This window comes from Acinetobacter sp., from assembly GCF_036666595.1.
In the GTDB taxonomy this organism is placed as follows: Bacteria; Pseudomonadota; Gammaproteobacteria; order Pseudomonadales; family Moraxellaceae; genus Acinetobacter.
The window spans coordinates 76,157-89,092 of sequence record NZ_JAVWVO010000012.1 but is presented as its reverse complement, the minus strand read 5'-3'; the positions used below and the strand labels follow the sequence as shown (position 1 = coordinate 89,092).

The window sequence follows — 12,936 nt, the reverse complement described above, 5'->3', positions numbered from 1 at the left end:
CGAAGTGCATGACTCATTTGCAATTAAAAACAAACCTCCTGAATCAGCCTTTAACGTTACCGAATGGTGTGGTGATTCCAAATCGGTTGGCTAAAGCAGCGACCAGTGAAACCCTAGCGACCTATTCCAATAATCCAACTGAAAAGCATATACGGTTATATCAGCGTTGGGCTTCATCAGGAATTGGCATGATTATCACGGGTAATATTATGATTGATCGACGTGCCTTAGGTGAACTAGGGAATGTTGTCATTGAAGATGAGCGTGATTTTGAAATTTTACAGAAATGGGCGAAAAGCGTTACCGAGCAAGGCTCTCAATTGTGGGCGCAACTCAACCATCCGGGAAAACAATCCCCGAAAGGCTTAAATGCACGTAACATTTCTGCATCGGCAGTGCCATTTGGGGTTGAAATGCAATCTTTATTTGCGACTCCAGATGAAGCAACTCATGACGAGATCATAGAGATCATTCAACGCTTTGGTCGTAGTGCGGTGATATGCAAAAATGCTGGATTTAGTGGTGTTGAAATCCATGCTGCACATGGCTATTTGATTAATCAGTTTTTATCTCCATTACACAACTTAAGAAATGACGAGTGGGGTGGTACACCTGAAAAACGTCGTAAATTCCTAATGGAAGTTTATCAAGAGATTCGCAAGCAAGTCGGTACAGATTTTCCAATCGCCATTAAACTCAACTCCGCTGATTTTCAAAAAGGCGGATTTACTGATGAAGATTCTTTAGAAGTCATTAAAGCATTAGCAGTCGCAGGGATTGATCTGATCGAAATCTCAGGTGGTACTTACGAATCTGGTGTAGCTAAAGCACCACAGAAATCTTCAACCATTGCGCGTGAAGCATTTTTTATCGATTTTGCTGAAAAGGTGAGAAAGTATGTAACAACACCATTAATGCTTACAGGTGGTTTTAGAAGTGCAGAGGGAATGAATCAAGCGCTAAAATCCAATGCATTTGATGTGGTCGGAATTGCAAGACTGATGGCAATAGACCCAGATGCAGCAAAATATTTGTTAGTAGGAACGGATAGCAAACAAAAGGTTCAACCTATCAAAACAGGAATTAAAAAAATCGATAGTCTTGGTATTATGGAAGTTCTTTGGTATACCCAACAACTTAACCGTATTGCTCAAGGTAAAGCACCAAAGCCTAAAGAAAGCGGTTTATGGGCATTTATTAAATCTGTTTTACGTAGTGGTTGGGGAACGTATGCGACACAACGGACCCGGATAAAATCATAAACTACTCGTTGAAGCTATAAAAAAGCACCCAGAAAGGGTGCTTGTTAGCTTTATTCACCTTGTTGGCGAATAAGTCGTGTACCAATTTCCGCACCAGTTACCTGATCAATTACGATTGGTTCAATTTCAGTACCATTTTCAGCATCAAGAAACTTAACCATTTCTTCAGGATGCTCATAAGGTTTGTGTTTACGTCCCCATGCTCCAATTACAAATAGAACTGGTAGAAAATCTTGGCCTGCTTGAGTGAGTACATATTCTTCACGTGGAGGATGTTCTGAATATTGTCTTTTTTCAAGCAATCCTTCATCAACCAAAACGGATAAGCGTTTAGTTAGCATTGTAGGCGCAATACCTAAGCTTTTACGAAATTGATCAAATCGTGAGAAACCTGAGTGTGCATCTCGTAATATCAGCATGCTCCAAGCATCACCTAGAACGGATAGGCTTCTCGCAATTGGGCAGATTTCAAGATTGGTATTTTTACTCATAAGAATTAATAAATTTAAAAGTAACTACTGAAACAATAGTAACACACTCTTACTTATTCAACTATGCTTTACTTTTTAAAGAAGGGCTATTCATCAATAACTTCTATTTTTGCTGTAATAGGTTGTCATAAATTCTATTATGTAAAACTTGATATAAAGACGAATAAAACTTAACATATTAGTATTAATGAACTAAATTTCAAATGTTATCTATTTAACTGATCTTACTTAAAGTTAACTTCATAACTTTTTATACATTATTATTTAATAATCTCATATGTTTAAATTAATAATGTTTATTGCATAATTTTCACTGGTTCATGAACATGATATATAAAGTAGGTTTGATCCTAAAAATAAGACAATAATATTAAGAAGTACACATCCCCCAAAGCATGCAGTGTTCACAACCTTAAAGTTCAATAATATTGGTATCAGGAATGGTTGTTTTATATCTTATGCGCCATAAGTTCACAAGAATTTGAATATTGTCTCCCATTGATGAGTAGCATAGAAATCTGACTGTTTTTCAAAATTCCAATACATTTACTCCATCAAGCTAAAGTTTTTATTTTATGTTGAAATTAGATTACATGTGTCCAAAGTTTTGCTAGTTATTGGTTATTAGATACCTTTATATTCCAAAGTATATTTAACGTGACATTAGATATTTCACCCAGTAATCCAAACTTAGATAGCGTCCACCGCCAAGTACAATTAACGCTATGAGCATGACTAAGTAAGTTACTGCAAACTCAATACCATTATTCAAGATGACAAATGATCCACTTGAAGTTAACCAGTCATAATTTCCATATGTTTCTAAGATCTGACGAGCTTTTTCTAACTTTTCAGACGAAGAAATCACCTCAGCACTAGCAAATGGAGCATTGGGATCAGCAATTGCTTGCCATCCATTGGGTAAATGTACCGTAACGATAGCAACTAACATGGTGATAATGAGTGGAATACTGATGAATCGAGTTAATAAACCTACTGCTAAGAGAATAGCCCCCATAATTTCAGTCGAAGTTGCGAGTGCTGCCAGCAGTGTAGGAAATGGTAGACCTAAACCCCAATCAATATTACCGAACCATTCGACTGTATCTTGAAAATGGGTAAATTTATTTGTACCCGCCATCCAGAATATCGGAACTAAATAAAGTCTTAGTGCAAGTGCTGCAATACCATCACCATGTTTTATGACACTACAAAATTTTCGGTATTTTTCTGATAAAAGATAGATAACGTTGTTCATGAAAATTTCACACCCAATGCGATTGAATAGTCATTAGTCGGGTGATAACGGTGTTTCTTACATAATTTTTAATTTGGACTGTAATAAATGTCAGTTTAAGTCGTCTAACCATAGTACCTAAGTACAAACCGTGAAATTATATTAAAGGAATAGAAAAATGAACAAATTAAACTCAATCACATCAGTTGCTGCACTATTAGCGTTATCTGTAGTTGGTGCAACTCAAGTATCCGCAGCAACAACTACGCATACGACAGAAACACATGCAAGTAAAGTGGCTGATGGCAAATGTGGTGAAGCTAAGTGTGGTGCAAATAAAATGCATAAACACGAAAAGACCACTGAAGCAAAATGTGGCGCTGATAAAAAATCAGCAGACGGTAAATGTGGTGCAACCAAGAAAGCAGCAGATGCGAAATGTGGAGCTGATAAAAAAGTTGCTGATGGCAAATGTGGCGCTAAATAGTCAATCAGTTAGAAGATGATGTCGCTATGGATCACATAGTCGGCATCATTTCCAAAATTGGAGTATCACTATGGTTGATTTAGCAGGTGTAGGACTTGGGCTAAGAAGGGATTTTATAGATGAATTTCTTAGTGCTGAAAAAGCTCCTGACTTTATAGAGATTGCACCTGAAAATTGGATGGGTTTTGGGGGGCGGCATGCAAAGCTATTAGCACGATGCGTAGAAAAAGCACCTTTAATATGTCATGGACTATCTTTATCGATTGGAGGACCTCATCCGCTCAATATTGAATTTATTCAACAGATTAAAAGTTTCTTAGCAGATTATAATGTCCCGATTTATTCTGAACATTTAAGCTATACACATGATAGTGGCTACTTATACGACTTGATGCCGATTCCAATGACAGACGCTGCGGTCAAATATGTGGCTGAACGTATTTTACGTGTCCAAGATATTTTAGGAAAAAGGTTGGTGATTGAAAATGTCTCAACCTATTTAATGCCAAATGCTGAGATGAGTGAAGCCAATTTTGTTTCTGAAGTGCTTCAGCAAGCTGACTGTGAATTACTACTTGATGTGAATAATGTCTATGTAAACAGTATAAATCATGGCAGTGATGGCTACGCCTTTATTCGAGCAATGCCAAAAGAGCGGATTCGTTATATACATATTGCGGGACATGAACAAGTTGAACAAGATCTATTGATTGATACGCATGGCGCAGAAGTGTGTGATTCTGTTTGGCAATTATTGCAACATACTTATCAAGTCTGCGGGGTAAAGCCAACCTTACTTGAGCGTGATTTTAATATTCCATCATGGCAAGAGTTAGAAGATGAAATGACCAGAATTACAATAATGCAGCAGGAGGGCGGTAATGAAAATAGAGCAAATATCTTTCCAAGCGACGCAGCAGCAGTTTTGTAACTGGATTCGTTCGCCTCAATCTGAATTGCCGAAAGCACTTCCTGCGGAAAGAATGCAGATTTATCGAGATTTACTTTTTAATAATGTTTGTTCTTTTATTGAAGTAGTTTATCCAGTGACTCAAGCAATGTTGCCTGAGTTACAGTGGCAAAAGCTATTGAATGAATTTTTTCAAAAAGCGAAATGCGGTTCACCGTTTTATAATGATATTTCTTTACAATTTAGAGAGTATTTGACAGATTGCCAGCATCCTAGTTTAAAAGAATACCCATGGTTAGCTGAGCTCTTACAGTTTGAATGGCTTGAACTCTATTTAGATACCGTTGAAATTGCAAAAAAAAAGGTGACTTTGCAGGATAAATGGCAATTAAAAACCCAAGTCTGGGTGCTCGTTTATCAATATCCAGTCTATCAATGGTCGTCACGTATGAGCATTTCTGAAATTGAGCATATGCCGAGTGTCATCATGGTATGGCGAAATGATCAAGATCATATCTGCATAGAAACCTTATCTGCTTTATTTGCAGTGGTCATTGAACAACTCAATCAACAAGAGTTAGTTGAACAAGACATTAAAAATTTAATAAAAGCGATATTCCCTGATTTTTCTAACACCCAGATCCAAATACAGGTCTATGAGTTAAAAGTGTTATTAACTCGATTGAAATTGTTAGATGCTCCCAATAACAATGATGAGGAAAAGGGATGAGCGCAGAGCCAGCAAATAGAGATGAGGAAATATTGCAACAACTGCAAAGCCCAGCCTTTTTAATCGACCTAAGACAACAAATGTTGAAGTTTGCCATTTTACAATTGTCCTCATTTCAACTTGCTGAAGATGCTGTTCAAGAAGCATTAGCCAGTGCATACCAACATATTGATTCTTTTACTGGGCGGGCAGCTTTTAAAACATGGGTTTTTGCTATTTTAAAAAACAAAATTATTGATTTAATTCGACAAAAATCTCGTTTGATGACGATGAGTGAGTTGTTTAATGATGAGGAAAGCGAATTAAGTATAGATGCGTTATTTGATGCGTCCGGACATTGGCATAAATATGAAGCACCTAAAGCTTGGCCTAGTCCAGAAGAGATGTTGGAGCAAAAAGATTTTTGGATCATTTTTAATGCCTGTTTGAATCACTTACCAGCCAAATATGCACAAGTTTTTATGCTTAGAGAAATGATTGAACTGAGTTCAGATGAAATTTGTGAAAAGCTCGGAATTACTGTTACTAACTTAAATGTACTTATGTATAGAAGTCGAACAAGATTACGTGAATGCTTAGAAAATAAATGGTTATTGAAGGAGGATTGCTCATGCTAACGTGTCGCCAAGCCACCCAATTATTATCTGAAAGATTAGACAGACCACTTCTGTTTCTAGAACAGACTAATTTACAAATTCATTTGTTGGCATGCCGTTCATGTCGTCGTTATGGAAAGCAAGTCAAAACACTTAGTCAGCTTTCCAAAGAGTTTAAAAAGTTTGACGACGGTAAGTAGGTAAAGTCGACTGTTTCACATTAAAGATACCTGAACGTATAAACATGTAACAGATGACACTAGTGAGTTGCTTTAATAGGAATTAAAGTAGAGCTTTACTAAATACTAAATTTCACTATTTAATTTTCACGCTTTGTTCACATCTACTGGGTTTATCTTAATGATTAAATCAAAAATAAGGCTTAAAAATGAATACTTTATTCAAGTCATTTTTTACAGCTGCGGCGCTGGCTATGATCAGTTTGTCTATGACTGCTCAAGCAGAAACTGTTACACCTCAGGCTGTAGATGAAGTTGATATTCAACAATATGCTGGAAAATGGTATGAAATTTCTCATTTACCGATGTATTTTCAGCGTAAATGTATAGCTAATATCAACGCAGAATATAGTGTTAATGACGATCAGACAGTGAATGTATTGAATAGTTGTCGAACTGCCAATGGTGAGATGATAAGTTCTGAAGGAGTTGCATATCCGCAAAATAGGGGAAATAGCAAATTAAAGGTCAGCTTTTTGCCTAAAGGTTTAAGATGGATACCCTTTACTAAAGGTCATTACTGGGTATTACGAGTAGACCCGGAATATAAAGTGGCACTTGTGGGTGGCCCAAGTAATAAATACCTATGGATTTTGACACGTGAACCGCAACTAGATGAAGCAACTTATCAGTCATATATAGACACTGCGAAAGATTATGGCTATGACGTGACAAAACTTATCAAATTGCCTCATTAATCTGCTAACCTTTTGCCGAACTGGTAAATCTCTCTACAGTTCGGTTTTTTTTTACTTCACATAAAATTCATACCTGACTGATTACACTCATCAAATAGAATAAATACAATCGCTCGAAAGTAGGATGAGTCCATGTTGAAAAGTCTGATGCGATGGATAGATAGCTGGTCTACACCCACAGCGCCCGAAACACAGAGGGTTGAAAATAGAAAGATTCAGTGGTTGAGGATTTTTCCCTTTATTCTGTTGCATCTGGCTTGTCTAGCCGTGTTCTGGGTGGGAGTGTCGTGGTTTGCACTTGGCTTTATGCTGCTGTTTTACCTGATTCGTATGTTTTCTATTACGGCTTTTTTTCATCGCTATTTATCGCATAAAACCTTTCAGACCTCGCGTCCAGTGCAGTTCCTATTTGTATTACTAGGTACCATGAGTGCACAGCGTGGCCCCTTATGGTGGGCAGCCCATCATCGTTATCACCACCGCTATACAGATTCGTCACAAGACCCGCATTCATCTACCCACGGTTTTTGGTATAGCCATGTGGGTTGGTTTCTGAATGAATATAACTTTGCCACGCGTAAAGAAGTAATCAAAGACTGGCTGAAATATCCGGAATTAATCTGGCTAGACCGATTTAGTCTAATTGTTGTGCTGTTGACCGCGGGTGGGATTTATGTACTAGGAGAATGGCTGGCAATAGCTTGGCCGCAACTGGGGACTTCCGGCTTGCAATTACTAGTCTGGGGATTTGTGGTGTCCACCGTGTTGCTGATCCATGCGACCTTATGTATCAATTCACTTGCGCATCATTACGGTAGCCGTGATTTTGACACTGATGATCAAAGCCGCAACAATTTATTCTTGTCTATCATTACTTTGGGCGAAGGCTGGCACAACAATCACCACTATTATGCAGGCAGTACCCGACAGGGCTTTTACTGGTGGCAGATTGATGTAACCTATTACCTCCTAAAAATTATGTCTTGGCTCGGGATAGTCTGGGGTTTAAAGCCAATTCCAACGCGGGTCTATGACGTCAGTAAAATTGCACAAGCTCGAAAACAGAGAAAAGTAGCCAAAACAGGCACTCCTACAATTCATTCGAAGGAATCACCATGAAAATTGCGATTATTGGTTCAGGTATTTCCGGTTTGTATGCGGCTTGGAAATTAGGTAAAGTGCATGACGTTACCGTCTTTGAAAAGAATAATTACTTTGGCGGCCATACCGATACCCATCAGTTGAATATAGATGGCGAACAGGTCGCGGTGGACAGTGGCTTTATTGTATTTAATGAGCATAACTATCCACTGTTCTGTGCAATGCTCAAAGAACTCGGGATTCAATCGCAAAGCAGTGACATGGGCTTTTCGGTCAACAATCAAGTCACTGGCTTGCAGTACAATCCTTCAAAAAAATTCTCGCTGTTGTTCCGACCGCAAAACTTCTTTAACGCTGATTTTCGCGTGATGTTGTCGGATCTGTTCCGTTTCTATGCGGCGAATAAAGATATTGATGTTGAACAGGTCGATGCTCAGCTCAGTATTGATGCATATCTCAATCGACATGACTATTCCGAAGCCTTTCGTCAGGAACATCTCTATCCGATGTGCGGGGCGCTATGGTCCTGTCCAGTAGAGCAAGCTGGACAGATTCCGTATAAATTTGTGGTGAGCTTTTTTCAGCACCATCGTATGTTGCAGCTGAAAGAGCGACCTTCGTGGCTTACGGTCAAGGGTGGATCAGCGCGTTATGTTCGTGCCATTCAGGCCCAATCGAATATGACTTTCCGCAAGACAGGTGTGCTTCATGTATCCCGGAGTGCCGATGATGTAGTGATTGAAACGGCACAGGGCAGTGAACGTTTTGACTGGGTCATTTTTGCGAGCCATGCTGATGACAGCTTGAATTTACTTAAAGACCCTTGCGCACAAGAGCTTGAAGTACTTGGCAAGTTTCGTTATCAGGATAACCATATGGTGGTGCATTCCGATACTCATATCATGCCCAAATCCAGACGCCAATGGGCCAGCTGGCATGTACATGTAACACCTAGCTATGCAACTGAATCAACTCCATTCCAGCATAGTGGCATGCATTATGGTTTCAGTTACTGGATGAACCAGTTGCAAAACCTGAATTGTAAAACCCAAATCTTTGCCACACTCAATCCTAACTTTAACCTCGATCCGAAAAAAATATGGGTAGAACGATATTACCGTCATCCAGTATTTGATGCTGCCGCGATTGAGGCACAACAACGTTGGGCTGAGGTTAATGGTCAGAACCGGACGTCATACTGTGGTGCCTACTGGGGCTGGGGCTTTCATGAAGATGGAGCGCGTAGTGCTTCATGGGTTGTAAATCAGTTGCTGCAACACACTGAGCAAGCGGCTTAGGAGTACAGAATGCAAATGTATCCACTGGCTATCGCTTCTACCGAAATTCGCCATCGTCGCTATTTGCCCAAATCACATGCTTTTAAGGTGAAGCTTAGCTATTTATGCTTTGATCCGGATCAACTGGCAAATTTTACCCAAAAATCTTGGTTCTGGTCTTCTAGTCGCTGGAATTTATTGACCTTGGATGAACGTGACTTTCTAAACATGGAATATGGCTCGATTCGGCAGAAAGTTGCACGGTTACTGATCAAGCACGAAAACTATCATTTACCACATGCTGCATCTATTCGTGTACTGGCTTTACCACGCACACTGGGTTTTCGTTTTAATTCTGTGGTGTTTTATTTGATCTTTGATACGACCGATCAACTGATTTTTATACTGAGTGAAATCACCAATACACCGTGGAATGAACGTCAGGTGTACATTCACGATTGTCGCCATAATGTAACTAAACATACGCCTTACCAGAGCCACCAGTTTGACTTTAAAAAGACCTTTCATGTGTCACCATTCATGCCGATGTCACTGGATTATCGTTGGCGTTTTAGCTTTTCAGAACAGCAAAATGTGATTCACATGCAGCTGTTTGAACAAGAAATATTGCAATTTGATGCCACGATGAAATTTAAGCTGCAAGCCATCACACTTCCTTCACAGCAACATCGATATGCTGTATTAAAAGTTCTTGAGCCCTTTAGGATGGTGAGCGGGATTTATCTACATGCTTTGCGCTTATGGAAAAAGAAAATTCCGTTTTATCGGCATCCTAAAAAAGAAAAAGGAAAGACATGACTATGAAAACACTGTTAATGGGAGAGCATACCGAACTGCCGATAGTCCTACGCCATATGCTGAAATTGCGTCATGGTCAGCTAATATTTAAAGGTATCTGGAATGGTCTGGTCGGGGAAAATTACAGTGACTTGCATGCAGTAATTCAAGTTCACGACCAACGCCTTATCGATTTGCTGTTCCGTAATGGTGTACTGGGGGCAGCAGAAGGCTTTATTCGTGGTTACTGGAGCAGTGAAGATCTGGTCAACGTAATTCGTATTCTAGCACGTAATCGTGATGTGCTTGATCGGATGAATCAAAATGTAGTGGCAAAAGCCAGCCAGTTGGTACTCAAGGCTTGGTATAAATCCCGCAAGAATTCGATTGATGGTAGTCGTCAGAATATTGCTGAGCATTATGACTTGAGCAATGATTTTTTTAAATTGTTCTTAGATTCCAGCATGATGTATTCCAGTGCGGTGTTTAAAGAACCCTGTATGAGCTTGGAACAAGCTTCAGATTATAAAAAAGAACTGATCTGCCAAAAACTTCAATTGCAACCGATGGACCATTTGGTTGAAATTGGCAGCGGCTGGGGAGGCTTTGCCATTTATGCGGCTCAGCATTATGGCTGTAAGGTGACCACCATTACCATTTCCAAAGCTCAGTACGATGAAGCACTCGCCCGAGTTGCTGAAGCAGGGCTGTCTCATCGGGTGTCTGTACAGCTTCAGGACTACCGTTTACTCGAGGGTAAATACGACAAATTGGTGTCCATTGAAATGATTGAAGCAGTTGGTGAGCAATATTTACCAACTTATTTCCGAAAATGCCGCGAGCTCCTCAAGCCGAATGGTCTAGCCTTGATACAGGCGATTACGATTGAAGATGCACGCTATGTTAAAGCTTTAAATACGGTAGATTACATTAAGCGTTATATTTTCCCCGGTAGTTTTATTCCATGTATCAGTGTGATGACGCAAACGGCTTCTGAGCAAAAACTTCGTCTCAAACATCTGGAAGATATTGGTCAAAGCTATGCACAAACCCTGAAGTGTTGGCGCCAGCGTTTTCTGGAGCAGCGTGATCAAGTACTGCAACTTGATTTTGATGAGCGTTTTATACGTATGTGGGATTTTTATCTGTGTTATTGCGAAGGTGGTTTTAGGGAAGGTGTGATCAGTGATGTTCATTTGCTGTTTGAAGCCAGTGCTTACTAAGCAGAAATAAAACAGGAGGGCGACATGCTGCTAGATTTATTTTTGCTCAATGTCTTCATCATGCTCTGTAGCTGGGTGTTAGTGACCTATAACCGCAGAGCGGGGCTGGTCGATGTCGCTTGGAGTTTCAGTATTGCCCTTAATGTGATTATTGCCGCTTGGGCGATTGACAGTGCACCGATGTTGGTTCGGTTATTTCTGGGACTGGCGAGTGGGATCTGGTTTTCACGGCTGACTTGGCATCTGTTACGGCGCTATTCCAATGAAACCCAAGAAGACACGCGTTATGCCAACATGCGCCGAGCGATGGGGGATTATCAGCATCTTGGTTTCCTGGTGTTTTTTATATTTCAGGCAGGTTTGGCTCTACTGTTTTCGTACCCAATGCTGAAGTTGTTAAGTATTTCGACCCAGCAATGGAATGACTGGACTTTGGTCACTGTGATTGTGGCGGGCATGATCATGCTATCGGCTTTGATAGGCGAAAGCACTGCCGATCAGCAACTTTACCGTTTTAAGCTAGATGCACAGAATCAAGGTAAAACCATGGATCAGGGCTTGTGGAAATACTCACGCCATCCGAATTATTTTTTTGAATGGCTGCATTGGTTTGCCTATCCAGTGCTCGGTCTGGCAGCAGGATGCTATGAATTATGGATTTATCCGCTGCTGATGTGGCTATTCCTGTACTACTTTACGGGTATTCCATTTAGTGAAAAACAGGCCCTCACCCACCGTGGTGACAACTATAAAGACTATCAACGACGAACTTCAATGTTTATTCCGTGGCCACCCAAAGAGTAGGTAAATACATGGACTTTATGATTCAAAAATCTTTAGAACTGATCGAAAATGGCAAGGTGCCAGACCCAGTGATTCGTGCTGGTATTAAAATCTTGAGCAAAAAACGTTTGGCACAAGAAGGTCGGTTTAACCCCGCATTGGCAGCGCAGCGCTATATGGATGTGCTGACCATGCTGAAAAACAGCGAAATTGCCATTGAGACAGACAAAGCCAATGAGCAGCATTATGAACTGCCGACCGCATTTTTTCAGGCAGTACTCGGTAAGCGTTTGAAATATAGCGCGAGTCTATTTAAACATGCCGATATGACGCTAGACCAAGCCGAAGAAGCTGCCCTTGCATGCTATTGCCAGCGAGCACAACTGAAAGACGGGCAGGATATTTTGGAAATTGGCTGCGGTTGGGGTTCTTTAAGTCTATATATGGCCGAGCATTATCCAACGGCCCGTATTACAGTCGTGTCAAATTCTTCAACGCAGCGCGAGTATATTCAGGAACAAGCCCGTTTAAAAAAACTGGATAACCTTAATGTGATCACTTGTGATGTCAATGTGTTGCAACTTGAACCTGCGTCATTTGACCGTGTGGTATCGGTGGAGATGTTTGAGCATGTACGCAACTATCAAAAACTGTTTGAAAATATTAGTATTTGGCTCAAACCAGATGGCTTATTGTGGTGTCATATTTTCTGTCATCGTTTCTTGCATTACCCGTTTGAAGTCAAAAATGAGTTTGACTGGATGTCGCAATATTTCTTTAGTGGTGGTTTGATGCCAGCAGCCTCAACTTTCCTACATTTTCAGCAGCATTTACAGCTAGAACAGCACTGGCAATGGGCGGGTACGCAGTATGAACGTACCGCAAATGCTTGGCTAGAAAATATGGATGGTAAACAGGCCGAGCTAAAGCCCTTATTTGAAAAAACTTATGGCGCGGATGCCGCAATCTGGTGGCAGCGCTGGCGGATTTTCTTTATGGCCTGTGCCGAGCTATTTGGTTATGACCATGGACGCGAGTGGGTCATTGGCCACTTTCTGTTAAAGAAGAAAGCCGTATAATTGAACAATGGGATTGGCCAGCGGG

The 12,936-nt window shown here is 40.3% G+C and carries 15 protein-coding genes; 13 read left to right on the top strand and 2 right to left on the bottom strand.

Annotated features, from left to right (window positions below; translation table 11 throughout):
- Positions 1 to 8: 8 nt before the first annotated feature.
- Complete coding sequence (locus RR876_RS14295; RefSeq protein ID WP_332478083.1) at positions 9 to 1,262, top strand: NADH:flavin oxidoreductase/NADH oxidase family protein; 1,254 nt, start codon at positions 9 to 11, stop codon at positions 1,260 to 1,262.
- A 50-nt stretch (positions 1,263 to 1,312) separates the two neighbouring features.
- Here the strand turns inward: RR876_RS14295 and RR876_RS14290 are convergent, their stop codons facing one another.
- Both RR876_RS14290 and RR876_RS14285 read right to left on the bottom strand, forming a co-directional pair.
- A complete protein-coding gene (locus RR876_RS14290; protein ID WP_065388207.1) occupies positions 1,313 to 1,753 on the bottom strand; it encodes a helix-turn-helix domain-containing protein in 441 nt (146 codons plus the stop codon).
- Positions 1,754 to 2,405: 652 nt separating this feature from the next.
- Entirely contained in the window at positions 2,406 to 3,011 is a 606-nt protein-coding gene (locus tag RR876_RS14285) for a DoxX family protein (protein ID WP_332478082.1), read from the bottom strand.
- A gap of 157 nt (positions 3,012 to 3,168) precedes the next feature.
- On the opposite strand from RR876_RS14285, the gene RR876_RS14280 reads away from it, so the two are divergent.
- The 12 genes from RR876_RS14280 (at position 3,169) to RR876_RS14225 (ending at position 12,911) form a co-directional block, all read left to right on the top strand.
- The gene (locus tag RR876_RS14280) at positions 3,169 to 3,477 is read left to right on the top strand and encodes a hypothetical protein (RefSeq protein ID WP_332478081.1); all 309 of its coding nucleotides are present in this window, start codon (positions 3,169 to 3,171) and stop codon (positions 3,475 to 3,477) included.
- A 70-nt stretch (positions 3,478 to 3,547) separates the two neighbouring features.
- A complete protein-coding gene (locus RR876_RS14275; protein ID WP_332478080.1) occupies positions 3,548 to 4,408 on the top strand; it encodes a DUF692 domain-containing protein in 861 nt (286 codons plus the stop codon).
- Positions 4,359 to 5,117: a putative DNA-binding domain-containing protein gene (locus RR876_RS14270; RefSeq protein WP_332478079.1), complete on the top strand. Its 759-nt coding sequence runs from the start codon at positions 4,359 to 4,361 to the stop codon at positions 5,115 to 5,117. Before RR876_RS14275 ends, RR876_RS14270 begins: the two co-directional genes overlap by 50 nt.
- The gene (locus tag RR876_RS14265) at positions 5,114 to 5,734 is read left to right on the top strand and encodes an RNA polymerase factor sigma-70 (protein WP_332478078.1); all 621 of its coding nucleotides are present in this window, start codon (positions 5,114 to 5,116) and stop codon (positions 5,732 to 5,734) included. The genes RR876_RS14270 and RR876_RS14265 overlap by 4 nt, the downstream gene beginning before the upstream one ends.
- Positions 5,728 to 5,913 (top strand): zf-HC2 domain-containing protein, encoded by a 186-nt coding sequence (locus RR876_RS14260; RefSeq protein WP_332478077.1) that lies wholly within the window; start codon positions 5,728 to 5,730, stop codon positions 5,911 to 5,913. Before RR876_RS14265 ends, RR876_RS14260 begins: the two co-directional genes overlap by 7 nt.
- Before the next feature lie 188 nt (positions 5,914 to 6,101).
- On the top strand, positions 6,102 to 6,650 hold the full coding sequence (locus RR876_RS14255) for a lipocalin family protein (protein ID WP_332478076.1): 549 nt from the start codon (positions 6,102 to 6,104) through the stop codon (positions 6,648 to 6,650).
- Positions 6,651 to 6,782: 132 nt separating this feature from the next.
- The gene (locus RR876_RS14250; protein WP_332478075.1) at positions 6,783 to 7,769 is read left to right on the top strand and encodes an acyl-CoA desaturase; all 987 of its coding nucleotides are present in this window, start codon (positions 6,783 to 6,785) and stop codon (positions 7,767 to 7,769) included.
- Complete coding sequence (locus RR876_RS14245; RefSeq protein ID WP_332478074.1) at positions 7,766 to 9,049, top strand: FAD-dependent oxidoreductase; 1,284 nt, start codon at positions 7,766 to 7,768, stop codon at positions 9,047 to 9,049. Before RR876_RS14250 ends, RR876_RS14245 begins: the two co-directional genes overlap by 4 nt.
- Before the next feature lie 9 nt (positions 9,050 to 9,058).
- On the top strand, positions 9,059 to 9,847 hold the full coding sequence (locus tag RR876_RS14240; protein ID WP_332478073.1) for a DUF1365 domain-containing protein: 789 nt from the start codon (positions 9,059 to 9,061) through the stop codon (positions 9,845 to 9,847).
- Positions 9,844 to 11,049 (top strand): cyclopropane-fatty-acyl-phospholipid synthase family protein, encoded by a 1,206-nt coding sequence (locus RR876_RS14235; protein WP_004981573.1) that lies wholly within the window; start codon positions 9,844 to 9,846, stop codon positions 11,047 to 11,049. The genes RR876_RS14240 and RR876_RS14235 overlap by 4 nt, the downstream gene beginning before the upstream one ends.
- 24 nt (positions 11,050 to 11,073) lie before the next feature.
- Entirely contained in the window at positions 11,074 to 11,853 is a 780-nt protein-coding gene (locus RR876_RS14230) for a DUF1295 domain-containing protein (protein ID WP_259234434.1), read from the top strand.
- Positions 11,854 to 11,861: 8 nt separating this feature from the next.
- Complete coding sequence (locus RR876_RS14225) at positions 11,862 to 12,911, top strand: cyclopropane-fatty-acyl-phospholipid synthase family protein (RefSeq protein WP_332478072.1); 1,050 nt, start codon at positions 11,862 to 11,864, stop codon at positions 12,909 to 12,911.
- Positions 12,912 to 12,936: the final 25 nt, after the last annotated feature.

Coding starts and splice junctions, on each gene's coding strand:
- RR876_RS14295 (WP_332478083.1), top strand. CDS start 9: ATGACTCATTTGCAATTAAAAACAAACCTCCTGAATCAGCCTTTAACG.
- RR876_RS14290 (WP_065388207.1), bottom strand. CDS start 1,753: ATGAGTAAAAATACCAATCTTGAAATCTGCCCAATTGCGAGAAGCCTA.
- RR876_RS14285 (WP_332478082.1), bottom strand. CDS start 3,011: ATGAACAACGTTATCTATCTTTTATCAGAAAAATACCGAAAATTTTGT.
- RR876_RS14280 (WP_332478081.1), top strand. CDS start 3,169: ATGAACAAATTAAACTCAATCACATCAGTTGCTGCACTATTAGCGTTA.
- RR876_RS14275 (WP_332478080.1), top strand. CDS start 3,548: ATGGTTGATTTAGCAGGTGTAGGACTTGGGCTAAGAAGGGATTTTATA.
- RR876_RS14270 (WP_332478079.1), top strand. CDS start 4,359: ATGAAAATAGAGCAAATATCTTTCCAAGCGACGCAGCAGCAGTTTTGT.
- RR876_RS14265 (WP_332478078.1), top strand. CDS start 5,114: ATGAGCGCAGAGCCAGCAAATAGAGATGAGGAAATATTGCAACAACTG.
- RR876_RS14260 (WP_332478077.1), top strand. CDS start 5,728: ATGCTAACGTGTCGCCAAGCCACCCAATTATTATCTGAAAGATTAGAC.
- RR876_RS14255 (WP_332478076.1), top strand. CDS start 6,102: ATGAATACTTTATTCAAGTCATTTTTTACAGCTGCGGCGCTGGCTATG.
- RR876_RS14250 (WP_332478075.1), top strand. CDS start 6,783: ATGTTGAAAAGTCTGATGCGATGGATAGATAGCTGGTCTACACCCACA.
- RR876_RS14245 (WP_332478074.1), top strand. CDS start 7,766: ATGAAAATTGCGATTATTGGTTCAGGTATTTCCGGTTTGTATGCGGCT.
- RR876_RS14240 (WP_332478073.1), top strand. CDS start 9,059: ATGCAAATGTATCCACTGGCTATCGCTTCTACCGAAATTCGCCATCGT.
- RR876_RS14235 (WP_004981573.1), top strand. CDS start 9,844: ATGACTATGAAAACACTGTTAATGGGAGAGCATACCGAACTGCCGATA.
- RR876_RS14230 (WP_259234434.1), top strand. CDS start 11,074: ATGCTGCTAGATTTATTTTTGCTCAATGTCTTCATCATGCTCTGTAGC.
- RR876_RS14225 (WP_332478072.1), top strand. CDS start 11,862: ATGGACTTTATGATTCAAAAATCTTTAGAACTGATCGAAAATGGCAAG.